This window comes from Flavobacterium sp. CFS9 (assembly GCF_041154745.1).
In the GTDB taxonomy this organism is placed as follows: domain Bacteria; phylum Bacteroidota; class Bacteroidia; order Flavobacteriales; family Flavobacteriaceae; genus Flavobacterium.
In genome coordinates, this window is sequence record NZ_AP031573.1 from 2,315,845 (window position 1) to 2,336,472 (window position 20,628).

Genomic DNA, 20,628 nt, shown 5'->3' on the forward strand with positions numbered 1-20,628 from the left:
AAGATCAGTTATTTTGTCTTCTTAAGGATAAATGCTGATTAATTTAAAGAATAGAATCCCTTTTCGGCTGTGGCATGAAAAGGGATGTTTTTTTTATGACAACTGCTTTTCCATATTTTTTGAATAGAGTAGGAATTCGATGCATCTGCAATTATAATTTTAGGATGCAGTTCTTGCAAAACACGGTCTAAATTGATCTTCGGAGATTGAATCAATAACAATATGTCAGGTTGGGAGCTGATTGTATAAACTCCGGAACTGTCAATCACTAAGATCTTTTGGCCATTAAAATACAACAGGTTTTTGATGCTGACAGTAGTACTTAATTCGCTAAAATCATTCGACAAATAAGAACTTAGAAGAGTCGCTTTCGGGGATTGAAGTAAAAGAGTGTCATTTGAAAACACTTTGATATGACTTCCACTTTTCTGAGAAATTATGGTGTTGCTTTTCGTATGGAAAACAATCATTTCACGTTTGACCTCCGTTTCTTTTTTGGTATAGATCATAGAAATCTGAAATGTTATAACTGAAATCAATACAGCTAACGTTGTTTGATAATTCTTTTTCTTACCCCAGATTATGGCAGAAACAATTAGAAAGTAAGAGGAGATCAAAAGACAGAAGTTGAAACTAATGTTACGGATAACAAACCACTCGAGTGATGCAATGTAATGGATGGTATAGTTTAAGAGGAAAATACTTTTTTCAAATATTTCAGTCAGAATAATGGGTGGAGGACAAAAAATGGCAATAAGCAGCACTATAATTCCGGCAATCATGATGAAAGATAATATAGGAATCACAACGATATTGGTCACAAAAAACAATCCCGGAAACTGATGAAAGTAGTACAAGCATAAAGGCAATGTGCCTATTTGCGCAGCGAAAGAAACGGTTAGAGCGTTCCAGAGGAGTTTTGAAATTTTAAGCTTCGGAAGCCAGAAACTGTTCAGGAGAGGCTGTAGCCAAAGAATGAAAAACAAAGCAAGATAACTTAACTGAAAACCAACATCAAACAAAAAGTAAGGCTCGAAGAGTAGAATTAAAAACAAAGAGACGAGTAAAGTATGATACGTACTTCCTGTTCTTCTAAGATGGCTGCCAACAGCAAGAAAAGAAAACATGACAACAGAACGCAGTACTGACGGAGATAATCCTGAGATTACAGCAAAAAGTGCAAGAGACAACAGTATTGAAATCAGTTTTAGTAAAGAGCCCTTTCGCGTATTGGGAACAGGTTTTAAAATAAAACTAATGAACAGCATGATAAAACCAACATGAAGGCCGGAAACAGACAGAATATGTGTGGCACCGGAGAACTGGTAATCCTGAATCAGATCGTTTGAAATTTCTTGTCGCTGTCCCAATATCAGAGCAAGTGCAACATTCATTTCCGTTTGACGAAAACCTGCCTTCTTCAGATTGTTGTAAATTCGTGAATGCAAACGTCCGGAGTAATACCAGATGTCTTTTTGAAGTTTTTTATTAACCTTGATTTCTGTTTTATTGAGATATAGCTGTCCGTAAATCTGCTTGTCTGAAAGGTATTTTTGGTAGTCAAACTGATTTGGGTTTCTATTTGAACTAGTGTGTTGTAAAATGGTTTTGACTTTTATTATGCTTCCAATAATAATTGGATTTTTGGCGCTGTCCTTTTCTATATTTACAAGAATTTTTCCGGAGTAATTTCTGTTGTTGATTTTCTTTACCTGCGCATAATAGCGGTCGCTGTATGCGTTGCTTTTTAGTTTTTCGCGTACTACAAAAGTTATCGTTTGTGGAGAGCTAAAAACTTCTTTGCAATGGCTATAGTTGGATTCCTGGAGCGATTCCGTATGAAGTAAAAGCGTCGCAATGCCAATAAGGAAAGAAATGAAAGAGATACCTGTTCCGAAAAAGATATTTCGCTTGTTTTTCTTTTGAAGAGAAGAGTAAACAAGTAAAAAAGCAATAAAACCAAGAATAAAAACGGAAGTTACGACTGAAAATTTTGACGGGTAATAATAAGCAGTCAAAATACCGCAGCTAAACCAAATGGTAATTTTAGTTAAAGGGAAATCTAATACTTTCATGAACCAAAAGTATTAAATTATTTGTAAGAAAAAGAATATAAATGCAGCTAAGGGTCTTATGTGTAGTAACCTCTGTGTATTTTAAAGAAGTGAAACGTCTTTTTTGAGAGTATTAAATCTATGCTTCTATGTGTTTAAAATAATTACGCCCAACAGTTTATTCAAGTATTCTGTTGATTTGAGCAAATGAATTTTGATAGTAAGCTTCTTTGGTGGATGAAATGATAACTCCTTTTGAGGTAGAAGAATGCACAAATTTGATCTCATCTGGTTTTACTTCTACAATAAGTCCAACATGATTGATCTGTTTGCTTCTGTTTGTTTTAAAGAAAATCAAATCCCCTTTTTGTGCATCATTAAATTTAATGATTCTTCCCACCTTAGCCTGCTCAAAAGAGTTTCGGGGTAGTTTTATATTTTCCGACTCAAAAGTGGTAAACACTAGTCCGGAGCAGTCATAGCCGCTTTTTGTGGTACCTCCGGCTTTGTACCGCGCCCCAATATTGTCTGTTGCGTGTTCGATTAAATGGGTTACAATATATCTGTTTTCCCGCTTTGATTCTTTGTTACCCACTGCTGTTGAAGCCGATTTACAGGAAGCAAAAAGGACAGTGATGAGTATTAAATAATATATTCTTTTCAAAGCAAGAAAGTTTTAAACGTGTTTTAAATCAGCTACAATAAGCTTTGCTGTTTTTTTACTGGCTCCGACACCTCCCAATTTTTGCTCTAAGATGTTATAATTCTTCAGTAATTTTTCACGATAATCAGATGTTAGTAATTTTTGTAATTCTTCTTTAATTCGTTTCGTATTACATTCATTCTGAATTAATTCAGTAACCACTTCTTCATCCATGATTAAATTGACAAGTGAAATGTATTTTAGCGTGATAATACGCTTGGCGATTTGATAGGAAATAGCACTTCCTTTGTAGCACACTACTTCAGGAACTTTAAAAAGAGCCGTTTCTAATGTAGCGGTTCCGGATGTTACCAAAGCTGCGGTTGAAGAACGCAACAAATCATACGTTTTGTTCGATACAAATTTGATATTTTTATTACTGATGAATTGCTGATAAAACTCAAAATCCTGACTCGGAGCACCGGCAATTACAAATTCATAATCCTGAAAATCATCCACCACACTCAGCATCACACTCAGCATTTTTGTGATTTCCTGCTGACGGCTTCCAGGTAGAACCGCAATAATAGGTTTCTCTCCCAGTTGGTTTTCTTTTCTGAAGGTTGTTTCATCAAAAGAAGGCTGATTCTGAATAGCATCAATTAAAGGATGCCCCACAAAATCTACAGGAAAATGATGTTTGTCTTCGTAAAAACCTTTTTCAAAAGGTAAAATCACAAACATCTTATCGATATCATGTTTGATTGCTTTGATACGATTCTCCTTCCAGGCCCAGATTTGTGGCGAAATATAATAATGCGTTTTATAATGTAGCGCTTTAGCCCATTTTGCAATACGCATATTAAATCCTGGATAATCTATGAAAATCAAAACATCAGGTTGGAATGCTGTGATATCCTTTTTACAAATTTTAATATTGTTCAATATAGTTTTCAAATTGAAAAGAACTTCAACAAAACCCATGAAAGCCAGTTCGCGGTAATGTTTTACCAGAGTTCCGCCGACTTTTTGCATTAAATCACCGCCCCAAAATCTAATTTCCGCCTGAGGATCTTCCTCATACAAGGCTTTCATTAAATTAGAACCATGTAAATCTCCTGACGCTTCACCAGCTATTATGTAATACTTCATATTGATTTTTTTGAAAGTGTGTTTCCAACTTTAAACGCAAAATAATTTTTGCAGCACAAAGATAAGATTTAAATAAACAAAGTTGAAATCGCCAGAACAATGACTGCTAAAACAACACCTCTGGCCATCAATTCCCGGTTCGTTTTTAGAAAAATACCGAAAACGGCCAGATTTAAAACGGTACCGATTGTAATTACTTTTCCAAGATATCCTTGCTGTTTGAGGATTTGAATTCCGGTAAAGAAATCAAATTTGGTAAAAAACGAAACAAACAAAAAACTTCCGAGCAAAGCCGTGAAAATTCCAATAAAAAAGCCTGTAATAATCTCTTTTTTATTCATTTAATTTCCAGGTGTTAAGCTGCTGCATGGTGTGATGTGCGGTCAGATCAAACTGTACCGGAACAATTGAAATGTATCCGTTTTCTAAAGCCCATTCATCAGTGTCTTCACCTTGATCTTCGTTTGTGAATTTTCCCGTAAGCCAGTAATAATCCTTGCCAAAAGGAGTCTGTCTTTTGTCAAACTTTTGAGAGTAGTAAGCCTTCGCCTGACGGCAGATTTTTATTCCTTTGATTTCTTCTTCTTTTAGCTTTGGGAAATTTACATTTAAAACCACACCAGGAGGAAGTTTGTTTTCCAGAGTTTCCAGGGTAATTTTTTTAACGAATGATTTAATTTGTTCAAAATCGGCATTCCAGTCAAAATCCAGTAAAGAAAATCCAATGGCCTGAATTCCTTCTATACCGGCTTCTACAGCAGCACTCATCGTACCGGAATAAATTACATTTATAGAAGAATTTGACCCGTGATTAATCCCTGAAACGCACAAGTCCGGTTTTCTTTTTAAAATCTCATTAACAGCCAGTTTGACACAATCTACAGGAGTTCCTGAGCAGCTGTATTCGGTTACAATGTCTTCTTCCTTAGAGATTTTGTCAAGAAACAAAGTATTATTTATGGTAATAGCATGACCCATGGCACTCTGAGGTTTGTCCGGTGCTACCACTACGACTTCGCCAATAGTTTCCATTACACTGATTAAAGCTCTGATTCCGGGAGCTAAAATGCCATCATCATTCGTAACTAATATTAAAGGTTTCTCATTTTTCATACTAAAATTGTAGTTTTATGTAAGAGCCTGTTTAAAATTTATTTTTTGAGATTTATTATCAAAGGATTTTCGAGCGAAACAAGGCAAATTTTTATAGAATAGCAGTGCTACTGTATAAAAATTTAACGAAGTTGCAGCCGAAAATCATCATAAGAAAGCCAGTAAATAAATTTTAAACAGGCTCTAAGGGTATTAAGCAAATGTAGTGACAGATTTCGGTAGAAAACGAACAAAAAGAGCAAAATTTGTCAACTAATTTCAAGAAGATTTTTGCGCGTCAAACATTTTTATACCTTTAACAAAAAATTATAGCGGGCTTGGCTTTGTTGGCACAGTTTTTACCGTAACTTAGATTAAAAAATTTGATGAATGCTATTATTAAGTTTATGAAAAGAAATTATAAAATACTTATAGCCGTATTATGCTTGTCATTGACGTTGTTTGCTTTTAAGATAAATGCAGACAAATCAGCGGATCCGGACCCGAATAGAGATAAAACACTTTTAGAATTATTAGCATTTGTCATTGAAAAAGGACATTACAGTCCCGCAGAAATAAATGATGAATTCTCTAAGGGAATTTTTAAAGATTATATCGAAGCATTAGATCCTTCCAAGAGATTCTTCCTGCAATCGGATATTGACGAATTCAAACAATATGAATTGCAATTGGACGATCAGTTTTTGAATAAGGACTTAACGTTCTTCAATCTTACCTATACCAGATTGATGAAACGAATGGAAGAAAGCAAAAAACGTTATAAGACAATTTTAGCACAGCCTTTCAATTACGATATTGATGAGACTTTCAATGCGGATTACGACAAATTGCCGTATGCCAAAAATACAGCAGAGATCAATGAAAGATGGAGAAAACAAATTAAGTTATCTACACTTTCTTCGCTTGTTACCAAACAAAAATTAGAAGAGGATAAAAAGAAAACAGATCCTAACTACAAGGAAAAAACTTTTGAAACTCTGGAAAAAGAAACGCGTGAAAGTTCATTAAAATCTTTAGACGACAATTTTAGTTTGATTAAAGATTTGAATAAAGAAGATTGGTTTTCAGTATATGTAAACTCAATCATGACTCGTTTTGATCCTCATACCAGCTATTTTGCGCCTGAAGATAAAGATCGTTTTGATGTTAATATTAGTGGGAAATTAGAAGGTATTGGTGCGAGATTGACCAAGAAAAATGATTTCACTCAAATTGATGAGTTAATTTCAGGAGGTCCTGCATGGAAAGGAAAACAACTTGAAGCAGGAGATTTAATTCTGAAAGTGGCACAAGGAAATGAAGAGCCAGTAGATGTTGTAGGCATGCGTTTGGACGATGTTGTGAAAAAAATCAAAGGGCACAAAGGAACAGAAGTTAAACTTACCGTTAAAAAAGTAGACGGTACCATCAAAATCATTTCAATCATCAGAGATGTAGTTGAAATTGAAGAAACCTATGCAAAATCCAGTATCGTAGAAAGAAACGGATTGAAATACGGAGTAATTTACCTGCCTAAATTTTATATCGATTTTGAGAACAAAGACGGTCGTGATGCCGGAAAAGATATTGCTCTTGAAGTAGAAAGACTTAAAAAAGAAGATATAAACGGTATCGTACTTGATGTGCGTGACGATGGAGGAGGATCTTTATCGACTGTTGTTGATATTGCCGGTTTATTTATCGAAGAAGGACCAATTGTTCAGGTGAAATCTGCAGGAAAAAAGAAAGAAGTACTGTACGATAAAGATAAAAAAGTAGAGTGGGACGGACCATTAGTAATTATGGTAAACAGTTTTTCTGCTTCGGCTTCAGAGATTTTGGCAGCAGCCATTCAGGATTACAAACGTGGTGTTATCATTGGCAGTAAACAAACCTACGGAAAAGGAACAGTTCAGAATGTTCTGGATCTGAATCAATTTGTTCGTAATGCAAATTATGGAGATTTAGGTGCCTTGAAGATTACAGGACAAAAGTTCTACAGAATTAACGGAGGTTCTACTCAGTTAGAAGGAGTTCATAGTGATGTGGTAATGCCGGATCGTTATGCTTACTTAAAGATGGGAGAACGCGATATCGACAATGCTATGCCTTGGGACAAAATAGATCCGGCTGATTATAGCACATGGCATTCGAATACAAATTTTACCAAAGCAATTGAAAGCAGTAAAAACAGAATTGCTCAAAATGCACAGTTTAAATTGATCGAAGACAATGCTAAATGGATCGATGTTAAGAACAAGGAGAATACTTATAGTTTAAACATCAAAAATTTCAAAGCAACTCAGGAACAAGTAGAAACCGAAGGTAAAAAATACAAACCAATTTCAGATTACAAAAATAATTTGGTTTTCAAATCATTGCCTTATGAAGAGCTTGAAATGAAGAGTGATGCTACGTTAAAAGAAAAAAGAGAGGCTTGGCATCAGGCATTATCTAAAGATGTTTATGTAGAAGAAGCATTAAATGTTTTGGATGATTTACAAGTAAAAGGTGTGGTAAGAAGCAGTGCTACCACTAAAATTAAAAGAGATAAATTAGTAAAGTCTTAATGCTGTAAAAGGATTAATTTGTTAGGAAAACGCTCCAAAATGTATTTTTTGGAGCGTTTTTTTGTAGATTTAACGGTACTCTCTACAGATGTTGGAAACCAGAAAAAAAATAACTGAAAAAATGAAAAAATATATCCTTTTGAGTTTACTGGGATTTGTGTTATTGTCTTGTAAAAAAGAAAATGACAAAAGTGTAGAATTGCCAGAACAGGAAAAACAGACTCCGTTTGTTTCGAATCAAAGCAGTTCCGATTCAGTATTTACAGCAGCATATTTGCCGACTTCTACGACCAGACAAATTGTAAAGCATAACTATTACACATTGTCTTACAATGAAAAATTCGAACAGGCAGAATGGGTTGCTTATGAACTAAAGAAAGAATATTTGAAAAATGCCGATTATAAACGCCCTTATTTTATTGAAGATCCAAAAGTAACGACAGGTTCTGCGGACTGGAGGAATTATAAAAAGTCGGGTTATGATAAGGGGCATCTTTGCCCTGCAGGAGATATGGAGTTTAACGAGAGCGCGTACAACGATACTTTTTACACTTCCAATATTTCACCACAGGATCATGATTTCAACAGCGGAATTTGGAACAGATTGGAACAGAAAACACGTTATTGGGCCGAAAAGTATCATGACATTTATGTAGTGACAGGAGGAATTCTAAAAGATTCGGATAAAAAAATAGGAACAGAAAAAGTTGCTGTTCCTAAATATTTTTATAAAATTATTTTAGTCAAAACCGGAAAAGAACATAAAGCCATTGCTTTTTTAGTTCCGAATAAGGATAGCGATAAGTCGCTTTATGATTTTGTAGTTCCCATTGAAACTTTGGAAAAAATGACCGGAATTGATTTCTTTCCAAATTTGAAAAATTTAAAAAGTAGTCAAAGCTTTTAATTCAGCAATAGTCTGAGTTGGGTTTTCAGCTTTAAATACAAAGCTTCCGGCAACCAGAACATCAGCACCGGCTTCTACTAATTGTTTGGCATTTTTGCTGGTCACACCACCGTCAATTTCAATAATTGTCGAAGCATTTTTACGGGTAATTAAGGCTTTTAGTTTTTCTACTTTAGCATAAGTGTTTTCGATGAACGACTGACCTCCAAAGCCAGGATTTACGCTCATAATACATACTAAATCAATATCGTTGATTACATCCTCTAATAAATCAATATTAGTATGCGGATTAATTGCAACTCCTGCTTTCATTCCTTCAGCTTTGATGGCTTGCAGCGTTCTGTGTAAGTGTGTACAGGCTTCGTAATGTACGCTTAAGATATTGGCACCTAAATCGGCAAAAGTTTTAATGTAACGGTCCGGATCAACAATCATCAGGTGTACGTCTATCGTTTTTTTAGCATGTCTTGAAATAGCTTCTAAAACCGGCATTCCGAAAGAAATATTCGGAACAAAAACTCCGTCCATAATATCAATATGAAACCAGTCGGCCTGACTGTTGTTGATCATTTCGATATCGTGTTGCAAATTTGCAAAATCAGCTGCCAGAACAGAAGGAGCAATAAGTGTATTCTTCATTGTGTAGTTGTGTGTTGTGTTGTTTTTTTTTGCAAAGTTAATTTTTTTAATCGCAAAGCTCGCAAAGATTTATGCAAAGTTTTATGTTTTGAGCGGAGTAATAAATTCAGAGAGCTTTGTGTTTTTAAAAAGTCTGATCTTTTAAAAACGTTGCGGTAAAAAAAATAAAATAAAAAACTCCGGTAATCAGCCGGAGTTTCAATCATCAATCAAAAAACGAACAGTCAATCAAACTGTTGTTTGCTTTGTCGTCCAATATAGGCAGTTTTGAAATAAATTCCAAATTCCGGTAAAATAATCGGAATTTGGAATTACCATATTTGGAACTTTGGAATTTATCCAAGATAAGTTTTAAGAATTTTACTTCTTGAAGTATGTTTTAATCTACGGATTGCTTTTTCTTTAATCTGACGAACACGCTCACGAGTCAGGTCGAAAGTTTCTCCAATTTCTTCTAAAGTCATTGGGTGCTGATCGCCAAGACCAAAATACAAACGAACAACATCAGCTTCTCTTGGAGTTAATGTTTCTAATGAACGCTCGATCTCAGTACGTAATGATTCGTGAATTAATTCTCTGTCCGGGTTTGGAGATTCTCCTGAACGTAAAACGTCATAAAGGTTAGAATCTTCACCTTCAACAAGAGGTGCATCCATTGATAGGTGACGTCCGGAGTTTTTCATAGACTCTTTTACGTCATTTACAGTCATGTCAAGTTCTTTTGCAATTTCTTCAGCAGAAGGCGGACGCTCGTTAGATTGCTCTAATAAAGCATACATTTTGTTGATTTTATTGATAGAACCGATTTTGTTTAATGGTAAACGAACAATACGAGATTGTTCTGCCAAGGCCTGCAGGATCGATTGACGAATCCACCATACAGCATAAGAGATGAATTTGAAACCACGAGTTTCATCAAAACGTTGAGCGGCTTTAATTAAACCTAAGTTTCCTTCATTAATTAAGTCAGGAAGAGTTAATCCTTGATTTTGATATTGTTTAGCAACCGATACAACGAAACGTAGGTTAGCTTTTGTTAGTTTTTCTAATGCTCTTTGATCACCGGCTTTTATTCTTTGTGCTAATTCTACCTCTTCATCGGCGGTAATTAGGTCAACTTTTCCAATTTCTTGTAGGTATTTGTCTAATGATGCAGTTTCACGATTGGTTACCTGCTTGGTGATTTTAAGTTGTCTCATGTTTTTTGTCTCCTCAATTTTTAAGTGTACAAATGGTTATACGTAATGAGTTCAAAAAAAGTTACAATTAATTTAAATTATTTTTACAAATTAATGGTTTGGCTGTTTTTTATCCATTCCTCTAATTAGAAAGTGTGTCTTTAACTTCTATTGTTTCTTTTATAAAAACGGGTTTTCCCGAAGCAGAAAATCCTTCCAGTGTGATTTCAAACTTCCCGGAAACATCTGAGGTGTAGAATTGTATTTTCGAATTTGCATCACTTAAATCTACTTTAGGAACCCAAAGTAGCTGATGTCTGTAATCAGGAATTCTCTCGTTTTTAGTGCCGTTATAATCAGGTTTGAAATATTCTTTTTTAGACTGTGGTCTTAGAAGTTCGGGTCTGACAATAAAACTGCCCTTTAGTTTGGTTTCGTAATCACCATTTTTAGTTGTAAAGAAGACTACACCATTAAAAGATTTTGCGCCATAGTTGTAAATTCCTTTTACAACATTGATTTTATGAATGTTTTTTGGGTTATAATGGAATAGTTCGTTTAAGTCTTCTATAATCAATCCGTCTACAATTATTAAAGTGGGTAAGGCAGATTCGTAATTAGGATCGTAGTCGTAAACATGAATAGCATAGTTGTTTTTGTCTTTTGAAAAATAGACACCTTTCACCACTTCGGTTATCGTTTCTTCCATAGTAGGAAATCGTGTAAAAGCATCCAGTTTAAACTCTTTTGATAAATTGTTGTAAAAAGGAATGGTATCATTTGAGGCTAATATGCTGTCTTTTTTAAGATTGTAATAAGCGTTTTCTATTTGAGTGGAAATTAATCTTTCTGAAATATTCTGCTTAAAGTCTGAATTGAATTGGAATTCCGGAAAGCTTAAATTTGAAAAATCGATGTTTTTTGGTTTGTCCATTTCAATCGTGTAATCTTGTTTGTTGTCTTCGAGAATCTGAACAATTACATTGGAGTTTGAATTAGGCTTTTCCAGATTAAAAACAAAATTTCCTTCATTATCTGTTTTGGCAAGTTTCAAAGTATAGTTTTTACCAACGATAGAAAGAGCTACTTTTTTATTTTTTATATCAGCATGTGTTGATCGTATCTTTCCGGAAATGAGTTCACCACGTAATTCAGGCAATAGGAAATTAGAGTTTTTTATTTCTGTTTGAGTATTTTTATAAGTATTGCCTGCAATGAGTTCTTCGAAATTGATTTTCTTTTGAGTTATAAAACCATCAGCTTTTCTCACCGAAAGCACATAATTCCCTTTTCTAAACTCATCAGAATTAGTATTGATTTGCAATTCTGCCAGATCTCTGTTCTTGTAGATTTTACTTTTTAAATTAAAAAAGATGTCTTTGTTCGTTATCGTTTCTGTTGAAGTTACTTCTTTTTGAGAAACGGTATTTACAGGTTTGTCTTTGTAAGGGTTTAAGATGTAAATGTCAAGAGTACAGTATTCTGAGGCCTCTTTATTTAGCATCCAGTTGGTGTATCCAATTATTTTATAGTTTCCGGTTTCCAGAGTTGTGGGAATGAAAAAGTCGCTGTTGGCGGTTCCGTTTTCCAGAAACAATTTATGGGTAAGGACTGTTGTTTTGCTTCTGTCGATGAGTTGCAAGTAAGCTATTTTGCTGTATTTTGCTGTTTCGTTTGTTGATTTATTGACACAGAAAATTTTGTAAAATAAAGATTCCCCGGTTATATAGGAATTAGCATTTGTACTGATGTAAATGGATTCATTAAGGGTTTGGTCTATTGCATTCAGTTCAGTTATGGCATTGTTTTTCTGAGCAAACAATATTTGCTGAAAACACATTGCTAAAGTGATGATTATTATCTGTTTTAGTCTATCCAAAATGATGGTTTTATGTTTGATGAGAAAGAAGTGCAGTCTCCGCATTCAACGGGATACAGTAAGTAAGTAGTAGGTAACTCATTAGGAAAATATGTTCTTGTTCCGTTTTGAAGTAAATCTAAAATGTCATCCCCTCGGCACATTTCAATGTCAGGATTGAAGCAGTATTCGAAATAAAAATCATTTATTTCATTTTCAGGAACGGGAGAGGGACAGTAATATTGATATGGAGGAATTGGTTCTTTAGGAAAAAGATCTGTAAAATTAAAAAAGATCCTTTTTTCAGAATAAGAAGATACATTAAAAAAACCGATCACTTTTTCGCCTGGATTGTCAACAGGATTTATGTTCCCGTAAAAAAAACCAGGTTGGGTTTGTGACAATATGCTTCCTATGTCAGAAATTTCTTTTAGTGTTTCATAGAAAGTATGGGCAGCAAGATTCTGGACATATTGTTTGACTAAAATACTGTATCTGCTTCTTATGATGGGGTCTTTACTGCTGATGAATTTAATTGGAAAATCAGTAACTCTGTCTTCGCTTAGCTGGTTCGTATTGGTTAGGATTAATTCATTTGATTTTTTATCCGAATAACAAACTCTGACTTCTGTTGTTCTGTCTTCAAATACCACTTTCCCTTTTGGGTAGGAGCCCGGAGCAAAAAAAACGGCAACGGCTTTTTTATTATAGACTTTAGGGGCAATAATTCGATAGGTTTCGTCGTATTCGTATCGGTAGTATCGGGATTTATTTGTTGGATCATTGCTATTTACAGTAATCTCAACTCCCAGTTCCCCTTTTTTTGTTACGGCTTTTGCTTCTACTTTTTCGATTTGAGTTTGCTGTGGTAATTTTTCTTCGTTAGAGACATATGTTCTTCCATTTTTTGTAAGGATGTGCAATTGATAGGCTCTGCCAGGACTGGCCTGAAATTGGTTTACGGAAATATAGGCTTCATTTTTTTCCTGAAAATCGTATTTATTGCCCAGATCATCGGTAACATATACCACTGCTTTACTTTCAAAGGTTGGTTTTTTTCCGTCAAGTTTATACGTTCTGGACAATTTAATTTGATGGTTTTTATATTGGTCAGTCATGGTCGCTTCTATTACCAGAGCATCTTCGAAACCATTGGTTTGGTACGAATAGGGTGTCGTACATCCCAATACAATTGAAAGAAGTATCGTTATAAGAAATCCGTAGCGTAAGATCTTTTTCATAACTTTTAAAATTTAAAATTATAGGTAATTGTTGGTATCGGAACAGAGAAAATAGAGGTTTGATAGGCTTTTACCTGGCCTTCTTTTGTTACGAAAAAGATAGAATAAGGGTTATTACGCCCTAGTACATTGTAAATGGAGATGTTCCAGAAACTGTGTGCTAATTTTTTTATCTTATGATTACCTTCAATATTCAATCCTATGTCTAGTCTGTAATAATCCGGTATTCTGTATTTGTTACGATCGCTATATAACGTGTATTCTGCACCATTGTAATTGTACTTTCCGATAGGATAGGTTATAGGTCTACCAGTTTGATATACGAAATTGGAAGAAAAACTGTAGCGGTGTGTAAACTTGTAGTTCATTACGATGCTTACATCATGCGGTTTGTCAAAATTAGTTGGAAAGTAGGCACCATTGTTTACTTTTTCATCGTTAAACTTGCTGTCTAATTTTATAAAGGTTCTGGAATAAGTGTAACCAAGCCAGCCATTAAGTCTTCCGGTTGATTTTTTTAGTAAAAACTCTACACCGTAAGCTTTTCCATTACCTTGAAGTAATTCCGTTTCAAGATCCTTGTTTAAAAGTAAGTTGGCTCCAACTTTGTAATCGAGTATGTTTTTAGAGGTTTTGTAATAGCCTTCCAGGCTTAACTCGATATCTTTATAATCCAGTTTCTTGAAAATTCCAAGAGAATACTGTAGCCCGCTTTGAGGTTTTACATTCAAATCAGATAACTTCCAGGTGTCAGTAGGCGACTGGGTTGTGTTATTGGTTAGTAAATGGATGTATTGGTAGTTTTTATCGAAACCGGCTTTTACAAATAGACTCTCATCGAATATATAGCGTAAAGCAAGTCTTGGTTCAAAACCTCCATAAGTTGTGATTACTTTATTATTACCATACGTTTTTTCTTCTACAACTGTTGAAGGAGTCTTAGGTACGTCTTCTTTGTAAATTTTCTGTGTAGAGGCTCCTAAAGCTGCGTAATAGGAATATCGTGCTCCAACATCTAACAATAGTTTCTCGGTAATTTTAAACTTATCAGAGAAAAACAATGCCGATTCCAGTCCTTTTTCGTCATCAACTTTTATAGGAGTCACTATCGAAGTTTCTCCATTTGGATTAAGTTCGCCAGGGTTAACATTGTATAATTTACTCGATATTCCGTAAGTAAATTTATGTTTGCTGCTCAATTCGCTATTGAATTTAAGACTCGCCTGAGTTTCATTTATTCTGTATTTAAAAATAAATGATTCAGGATTAACAGATTCATAATCGATACTGAATTTGTACTCGCTATTAGAGACATTAAATTCGCTGTTGTTTTTTTCATTAAATGCATGTTTCCATTTCAAAGAAATCAAACGATTGCTGTAATGATACAACGAGTCAGGAGTAATAGTGTATTTGTCTTTGCTGTAATAGGCGGTACCTTCAACAGTATTGTTTTTATTTATTTTATGACTGTATTTTGCAAACAAATCATAAAAAGATGCCTGACTGTTTTTTAGATTTTCATCATCTAAGGTTTTTAGAATCCAATCTGAGTAAGTCGCTCTTCCTCCCAGTAATAAACTTGCTTTTCCTTTTACAACAGGAATCGAAGCAGTAAGGTTACTCGTAACCGGGCCAATACCTCCCTCTCCTGAAAATTTCTCCGTGTTTCCGTTCTTAGAAGTAATGTCAAAAACCGATGACAATCTGCCGCCAAATTCTGAAGGAATACCTCCTTTGTAAATATCAACTTTATTGATGGTGTAGGGGTTTAAGGAAGAGAAAAAGCCAAAAAGATGAGCAGGATTATATATTGTTCCGTTGTCCAGTAGCATTAGGTTTTGATCTTCTTTTCCACCTCTGACATTAAATCCTGAAGAGCCTTCTCCGGCAGTTTTTATTCCGGGAATGGTTAGCGCAATTTTTAAGACGTCTCTTTCTCCAAGAACCAGAGGAACAGTCTTTACACCTTCGGCTTCAATTGTCGTAACTCCCGTTATTGCAGTTCTGATGTTTTGACTGTTTTTTCCTTTTACCAAAACCTCTTTCAATTGATTTATTTTCTCAATTATCGGAAAATCCAAAGTACCATCACTGTAAATCATTATTTTACGGGCAGTGTTGTTGTACAATAGCGATTCGATTTCGATTGTTGCCAATCCAACAGGCAGTTTTAAACTGTAAAATCCCTGAGCATTTGTAACGGTTGTAACGGTGGTATTTTTTGCTTTTACCGTTATGTCAGCAAGAGGTTTACCGTCTTTTAAATTCGTTATGTGGCCGGAAATGGTGTAAAAGTCAATTTCAGAATCGATAGTTTCCTTTCCAATTAATGCAATAGGAGCAGCCTGATCTGCTTTGTTCTTCTTTACAGAATCGTACTGTTGAAAAAAGACGGGAATATTGCCAGCCTTAACTTTATCATTTTGAAATTTGTCATAGATGATACTGTTCTTGGTCAGAATGACTTTGTTTTTGGTGATAAAGAAATTCAGATCGGTGTCTTGAAAGACTTTGTTCAGTATATCCTGTATGGTTTTATTAGAGTAATCTCCGGATATTAATACGTTATTGTCTATCCATTCATTTTGAAAGTAGAATTTATAATTTGTTGAAGCTTCTATTTTTTTTAAAACTTCAACCCGATTGATGTTGTTGTAATTGATGCTAATCTTTTGATCTTGTGAATAAATACATTGATTAAAACCGAAAAATAATAAAAGAAGGGTAAATATTCTCATTGGGATAATGGCTACAGATTTTAGTTATTTATGTACTTGAGGAGGTTTTTCATAAATAATACAGCATCTTCTTTTCTTAGATTTCTATACAGTAGATAAAAATCATTTATTTTTCTTTTATTCTCCTGAAATAGGGATATGATCTCTTTTTTATCGTTTACGGGATAAAAATTGTTCTGCTTTAAAAGGATGAACTCTTTTCGGTCTGTATATCCTATTAAATCAACTTCGGCTTTATTAATTTTTTTCTTCTCTTTAGAGTGTTTTATGTAAAGAATAATATTGTTTCCGACCGGGACTTCTTCATAGTATCCTTTACTGAAAGTGGTTAAATTTGGGAATTTTAAATGAACAAATTGATCATTGCCTATTTTAAAGGAACTGATGTTTTCGGTAAAGAGGTTAATTTTAGTGGTGTTAAGCTCACCGTACGGTTTTATAACCAGTTCGTCGGTATAAGTATCGTAGTTGAGTAACAGATCAGAATAATTTTGATCGTGATACTGCATACTTCCTTTTCTGAAGTCTTCGGAAATGTAATACCGATTTTCGTTGTTGATTGTTTTGTCGAAGTTCAAATGGGCAGGGCCATTTTCAAATTCTAATGATTCCACACCCAGATTTTTGTCAAACCAGTTGTATACTAAGATTTCGTTGTTGGTTTGCCCGCAAGTTAGGTATGCATTTAAGAATAAGACCAATAAAATTACATATTGACCTTTTATTTGGTTTTTCTTCAAAGGATTGGTGGTTTTGAGTTTTTGGTTTATAGCTCTTCAAAAATATCAAAAAAATATTAACAACAATGGTGTTTTTGTTAAATTTCAGTCATGTTGTTATTTTTTGACTTAAAAAACGAATGATTTATGTGGTATTATTGAGTTTGGAAATTTATTCGGTTTTAAAATAAAAAAAACACTCAGGCTTAAAAGAATTAAGCCAAAGTGTCTCGATAAAATTGGGGCAAAATTTATTTTTTAATCTGAAAAATCGTCTGAAGTATCTAAAATGTCATCAAATATTTTTTTAAGCGATTTGATGTAGACGGGAAATGCGATGGCTAACAAAAGATATTCAATTCTGAAAACCGTAATATCGTCCAGAATTTTATATAAACAAGGAATGATAAAGAGAAGAGAGACAGTTACGCCAACCCAGGGGTTGTTTTTTATTTTTTTTAATATAGATAAAAGCTTCATGTCCGATGGTCTGTTTAATTCAATTCTCATTTAGATTTTATAATTTGGATTTCTTGGTGTAAAAGTAATTTCGATTTGCGGGAGGGAAATTAAAAATGTCATGAAAGCAGAATTCTTTGTCATGAAATTTTTCACTAACCCTGTGGGAGGGTATTCTTGTTTTAAAACAAAAAAAATCCTCCCGGATAGAGAGGATTTGCTGCGTTTTTATTTCTTAATCTTACTGTTGTTATGACAAAATATTCATCTTTTTTATAAAATCTTTGTAGGTATCGCTTAGATTTATTTTGTGATCCCCTTTTAAAATAATGAGATTATCGGCCAGAATAATTTCTTCAATTTTATTCGTGTTTACAATGGTGTTTCGATGCGTTTTTATAAATCTGTTTTTATCCAACAGATTGCTGATTTTTGTCAAAGAGATCAGAATTACAAATTTTTCTTTCTCAGTTATGATGTTGCAATAGCGTTCTTCGACGTCAATGTAAAGAATATCATTTAGTGCTACTTTTTTTAAGGAATTCTTCTTTTTTATAAATAAGTAGTCGTTGCTAATCACAGTATCTTGTTCTTCCGTCTGAAAAACTTCGGTTTGAGCATAAAACTTTTCTACAGCCATTTCTATGGCGTAAAGAATTTCCAATTCATTGAAAGGTTTTAGTAAAAAGCTGAAAGGTTTTGTGAGCTTTGCTTTTTCAAAAATCTGACGGTCTTGCGAGCTGGTTAAAAACACAAACGGTTTTGCTGCATTTGGAATAATGTTGATCGATTCGGCAAATGTGATTCCTTCCGGTTTTCCGTCTAAGAAAATATCAATAATAATAATGTCGATGGTATTTTCGTAAAAGAGTTTTAACGCATCAGCAAAATTAGTTGCTACGCCTACAACTTTATAATTGTTTTGAAGCAGTACTTTACACAGAGCATCGCTTTGTTCAGGAGTGTCTTCTATAATTAATACATGAATATTATCCATTGTTTTTTGTTTTTGGGAAAGTCAAAATCATTTTAGTTCCTGTATGGAGTTCGCTTTCTATGGCTAGTGTTCCGCCATTTTTTTTGATCATTTGTTTGCATAGCTGCAAACCTAAACCAGTACCTATAATTTCTGAGTTGTTCTTTTTGGCAAGTAAAGCATTGTCAGCGAGTAATTCCTGAATGGTGCTTTCGCTCATTCCTATACCATTGTCCTGAATAACGAGTTCACAAAAATCAGCACTAGTTTCCTGAGTGTAAAAGCTAATTTTGCTGTTTTCATTCGAGAATTTAATAGCATTGTCTAATAAATTTCGAAGTACAATTTTTAACGAATCGAGGTCTGCAAAGATAAAACTATTTTTTGAGACTGAATTTTCAAAAGTAATGGCTTTGTCAAGAAGCAATGGTTTGTAGTTGTGTTCAATTTGTTGAACGATAGAATACAAGTGAATCGATTCTTTTTGAAAGTACAATTGCTTGGTTTGTAACATCGCCCAATGCAGTAAATTGTCCAGTAAAGTGTAAGCGCCATTGGCAATAGTACTGTTTTGAATGATGAGGTGATTTAATTCATCGTAGTTTTTGGTTTCCAGTGTGGAAGATAATTTAGTGTTACTGGTCTTCAAAGCATTTACAGACGAACGTAAATCATGACTTACAATTGAAAATAATTGATCTTTGGTAGCGTTTAATTCGTCAAGTTTATTTTTTTGGCGTAAAATGGTCTTACCATTTTTTACTTTTTGAGCGTAGAGATAAACTCCGGCAGTTAAGATTAATAATAGACCAACAGCAGCAAAAAATAAACCGTTACGCTGTGCATTTTTAAGTTTGTTTTCGACTTCGAGTACTTTTATTTGTTTTTGTTTCTGTGCTACAGCAAATTTCTTCTCAAAATCAGCAACAGCCCAGATTTTGTTTTGATTGTTGAGGGAGTCTTTCCATTGTCCTAACTCTTTTCTGTAGATCAGAGCTTTTTTAAAATCGCCTCTGTTTTCTTCCACTACAGCCATATTTAAGGCCGCGTCTCTTTTTTTATTAAAATCGTTTACTTTTTTGGATAAAAAATAAGCTTTTTCAAAATATGGAATGGCTTGCTGGTCTTTATATTGCAGGTAATAAAGATTGGCAATGTTTAAATAGGAGTTTATGATTGTAAGTGAATCTTTTTCTTTTTCTTGTAGATCAATACTTTTAAAAAGATACAATTCTGCTTGTTTGAATTTGTTTAGATGTAAATAACAAGTGCCTAAATTGGCATAAATTGAACTTATTTTGTAATCTTTTTGTTTGTCTATGTATGAAGACTCGGCTTGTTGGAAAAATTTTATCGCTTTTTCAAATTCTTTTAATTCTAAAGAAATCGCTCCTAGTTTATAGTTGACTAATTGATATAGTACAAATTTTTTTGAAATTAAATTTAGTTCAGTTCTTGCTTCTTGTAAAAGTTTTAATTCTCTTAAGCTATATCCTCTAAAATAATGACAATAATCATTTAGTTCCGGCTTATTGCCAAGACTTAATTGTTTCATAGAATACACTAGTGTAGAATCCCAGTTTTTTTTACTGAAAAAATATTGTGCTTTACTGAAATTTATTTCAGATTTAAATTCTATGCTTTTTTTATAAAATATCTCACCTATATCATTAGTCTGTTTTACTTGAGAAAAAAGAAATAAAGAACTATGAAAAATTAGCAAGAAAACAAATGATTTAATTGTTTGCATTTTTATTAGTTTTCTTTTCCATTAAACAGGGTATATGGTTTAATTTAAAGACATGCAATTAATTAAACCATATGTTATTTACTAAGTGTACTTACTAACTATCCGTTAACACCTGTTGTAGTTCCTCTAGAAGTTTCAGGATCGAGATTTCTTAAATACGATGTAACAGTTTTGATATTGTTAACTGTATCAGAGATATAATCAACTTCAATATACCAAACATCATAGGTGTCTGGTGTGCTTTCGTCCCAATTGTAATCAAAATAGATTTCGATATTAGTGTCGTTTTCTATTAGTGTGCCAACTGATGGGGCAGCTGAATCTTTAGAGTTGATGTAAACGGTAGCACAAATTTTTAAGGTAAGGACTCCCTGATTTCTGTAAAATTGTGCCGAGGCTAAAGGAGGGATTGGGAAAGTAAGATTGCTTTTGTCTGTAAATACAAAATCTTGCTGATTAATTCTTGTGATTTGGGTAACGTTGAAGTTCATAGTGGTGTTTTAAGGATTATTAATTTGTTTTTTTGGTGTGTTAAAGATATTTTATTTTCACATATAAATGTAAGGTTTGTCGTGTTTTTTTGTGATTTTTCTAGTAACCAGGCTAAATTTTAGTTAGAAAATGCCATAGAAACGAAAAACCCCAATTC

Annotated in this window: 17 protein-coding genes; 2 read left to right on the forward strand and 15 right to left on the reverse strand. The window is 33.8% G+C overall.

Annotated features, from left to right (window positions below; translation table 11 throughout):
• Positions 1–38 precede the first annotated feature (38 nt).
• From ACAM30_RS10165 to surE, 5 genes are all read right to left on the reverse strand, one after another.
• Positions 39–2,075, reverse strand: coding sequence for a ComEC/Rec2 family competence protein (locus ACAM30_RS10165; RefSeq protein WP_369618390.1), 2,037 nt, complete (start codon positions 2,073–2,075; stop codon positions 39–41).
• Between the two features lie 157 nt (positions 2,076–2,232).
• Positions 2,233–2,718, reverse strand: coding sequence for a C40 family peptidase (locus ACAM30_RS10170; RefSeq protein ID WP_369618391.1), 486 nt, complete (start codon positions 2,716–2,718; stop codon positions 2,233–2,235).
• A gap of 12 nt (positions 2,719–2,730) precedes the next feature.
• Complete coding sequence (gene lpxB, locus ACAM30_RS10175) at positions 2,731–3,849, reverse strand: lipid-A-disaccharide synthase (protein ID WP_369618392.1); 1,119 nt, start codon at positions 3,847–3,849, stop codon at positions 2,731–2,733.
• A gap of 68 nt (positions 3,850–3,917) precedes the next feature.
• Positions 3,918–4,190 (reverse strand): hypothetical protein, encoded by a 273-nt coding sequence (locus ACAM30_RS10180; protein WP_369618393.1) that lies wholly within the window; start codon positions 4,188–4,190, stop codon positions 3,918–3,920.
• Positions 4,183–4,962 (reverse strand): 5'/3'-nucleotidase SurE, encoded by a 780-nt coding sequence (gene surE / locus ACAM30_RS10185; RefSeq protein WP_369618394.1) that lies wholly within the window; start codon positions 4,960–4,962, stop codon positions 4,183–4,185. Before surE ends, ACAM30_RS10180 begins: the two co-directional genes overlap by 8 nt.
• 365 nt (positions 4,963–5,327) lie before the next feature.
• On the opposite strand from surE, the gene ACAM30_RS10190 reads away from it, so the two are divergent.
• Both ACAM30_RS10190 and ACAM30_RS10195 read left to right on the forward strand, forming a co-directional pair.
• On the forward strand, positions 5,328–7,511 hold the full coding sequence (locus ACAM30_RS10190; RefSeq protein ID WP_369618395.1) for a carboxy terminal-processing peptidase: 2,184 nt from the start codon (positions 5,328–5,330) through the stop codon (positions 7,509–7,511).
• A gap of 121 nt (positions 7,512–7,632) precedes the next feature.
• Entirely contained in the window at positions 7,633–8,418 is a 786-nt protein-coding gene (locus ACAM30_RS10195) for a DNA/RNA non-specific endonuclease (RefSeq protein WP_369618396.1), read from the forward strand.
• Here ACAM30_RS10195 and rpe read toward each other — a convergent pair.
• The 10 genes from rpe to ACAM30_RS10245 all read right to left on the reverse strand — a co-directional run bounded on the left by rpe (position 8,395) and on the right by ACAM30_RS10245 (position 20,470).
• The gene (gene rpe, locus ACAM30_RS10200) at positions 8,395–9,057 is read right to left on the reverse strand and encodes a ribulose-phosphate 3-epimerase (protein ID WP_369618397.1); all 663 of its coding nucleotides are present in this window, start codon (positions 9,055–9,057) and stop codon (positions 8,395–8,397) included. The two genes, ACAM30_RS10195 and rpe, sit on opposite strands and share 24 nt — an antisense overlap.
• 335 nt (positions 9,058–9,392) lie before the next feature.
• Positions 9,393–10,256, reverse strand: a complete 864-nt coding sequence (locus ACAM30_RS10205; RefSeq protein WP_007804760.1) for an RNA polymerase sigma factor RpoD/SigA — start codon at positions 10,254–10,256, stop codon at positions 9,393–9,395.
• Positions 10,257–10,377: 121 nt separating this feature from the next.
• Positions 10,378–12,114 carry a hypothetical protein gene (locus ACAM30_RS10210; RefSeq protein ID WP_369618398.1) on the reverse strand — a complete coding sequence of 579 codons (1,737 nt, stop codon included), beginning with the start codon at positions 12,112–12,114 and terminating at the stop codon, positions 10,378–10,380.
• On the reverse strand, positions 12,102–13,334 hold the full coding sequence (locus ACAM30_RS10215; RefSeq protein ID WP_369618399.1) for a DUF4249 domain-containing protein: 1,233 nt from the start codon (positions 13,332–13,334) through the stop codon (positions 12,102–12,104). Before ACAM30_RS10215 ends, ACAM30_RS10210 begins: the two co-directional genes overlap by 13 nt.
• Positions 13,335–13,339: 5 nt before the next feature.
• Positions 13,340–16,075 carry a TonB-dependent receptor plug domain-containing protein gene (locus ACAM30_RS10220; protein ID WP_369618400.1) on the reverse strand — a complete coding sequence of 912 codons (2,736 nt, stop codon included), beginning with the start codon at positions 16,073–16,075 and terminating at the stop codon, positions 13,340–13,342.
• Positions 16,076–16,095: 20 nt separating this feature from the next.
• Entirely contained in the window at positions 16,096–16,815 is a 720-nt protein-coding gene (locus ACAM30_RS10225; protein WP_369618401.1) for a hypothetical protein, read from the reverse strand.
• Positions 16,816–17,052: 237 nt separating this feature from the next.
• A complete protein-coding gene (locus ACAM30_RS10230; RefSeq protein ID WP_264532081.1) occupies positions 17,053–17,304 on the reverse strand; it encodes a hypothetical protein in 252 nt (83 codons plus the stop codon).
• Between the two features lie 199 nt (positions 17,305–17,503).
• Positions 17,504–18,250 (reverse strand): LytTR family DNA-binding domain-containing protein, encoded by a 747-nt coding sequence (locus tag ACAM30_RS10235; RefSeq protein ID WP_264532082.1) that lies wholly within the window; start codon positions 18,248–18,250, stop codon positions 17,504–17,506.
• On the reverse strand, positions 18,243–19,784 hold the full coding sequence (locus ACAM30_RS10240; RefSeq protein WP_369618402.1) for an ATP-binding protein: 1,542 nt from the start codon (positions 19,782–19,784) through the stop codon (positions 18,243–18,245). The genes ACAM30_RS10235 and ACAM30_RS10240 overlap by 8 nt, the downstream gene beginning before the upstream one ends.
• Before the next feature lie 293 nt (positions 19,785–20,077).
• Positions 20,078–20,470 (reverse strand): hypothetical protein, encoded by a 393-nt coding sequence (locus ACAM30_RS10245; RefSeq protein WP_369618403.1) that lies wholly within the window; start codon positions 20,468–20,470, stop codon positions 20,078–20,080.
• Positions 20,471–20,628 lie beyond the last annotated feature (158 nt).

Bases quoted from the DNA above. Each gene is read 5' to 3' on its own strand.
- ACAM30_RS10165 (WP_369618390.1), bottom strand. From the start codon at position 2,075: ATGAAAGTATTAGATTTCCCTTTAACTAAAATTACCATTTGGTTTAGC.
- lpxB (WP_369618392.1), bottom strand. From the start codon at position 3,849: ATGAAGTATTACATAATAGCTGGTGAAGCGTCAGGAGATTTACATGGT.
- ACAM30_RS10180 (WP_369618393.1), bottom strand. From the start codon at position 4,190: ATGAATAAAAAAGAGATTATTACAGGCTTTTTTATTGGAATTTTCACG.
- surE (WP_369618394.1), bottom strand. From the start codon at position 4,962: ATGAAAAATGAGAAACCTTTAATATTAGTTACGAATGATGATGGCATT.
- ACAM30_RS10190 (WP_369618395.1), top strand. From the start codon at position 5,328: ATGAATGCTATTATTAAGTTTATGAAAAGAAATTATAAAATACTTATA.
- ACAM30_RS10195 (WP_369618396.1), top strand. From the start codon at position 7,633: ATGAAAAAATATATCCTTTTGAGTTTACTGGGATTTGTGTTATTGTCT.
- rpe (WP_369618397.1), bottom strand. From the start codon at position 9,057: ATGAAGAATACACTTATTGCTCCTTCTGTTCTGGCAGCTGATTTTGCA.
- ACAM30_RS10205 (WP_007804760.1), bottom strand. From the start codon at position 10,256: ATGAGACAACTTAAAATCACCAAGCAGGTAACCAATCGTGAAACTGCA.
- ACAM30_RS10215 (WP_369618399.1), bottom strand. From the start codon at position 13,334: ATGAAAAAGATCTTACGCTACGGATTTCTTATAACGATACTTCTTTCA.
- ACAM30_RS10220 (WP_369618400.1), bottom strand. From the start codon at position 16,075: ATGAGAATATTTACCCTTCTTTTATTATTTTTCGGTTTTAATCAATGT.
- ACAM30_RS10230 (WP_264532081.1), bottom strand. From the start codon at position 17,304: ATGAGAATTGAATTAAACAGACCATCGGACATGAAGCTTTTATCTATA.
- ACAM30_RS10235 (WP_264532082.1), bottom strand. From the start codon at position 18,250: ATGGATAATATTCATGTATTAATTATAGAAGACACTCCTGAACAAAGC.
- ACAM30_RS10240 (WP_369618402.1), bottom strand. From the start codon at position 19,784: ATGAAACAATTAAGTCTTGGCAATAAGCCGGAACTAAATGATTATTGT.
- ACAM30_RS10245 (WP_369618403.1), bottom strand. From the start codon at position 20,470: ATGAACTTCAACGTTACCCAAATCACAAGAATTAATCAGCAAGATTTT.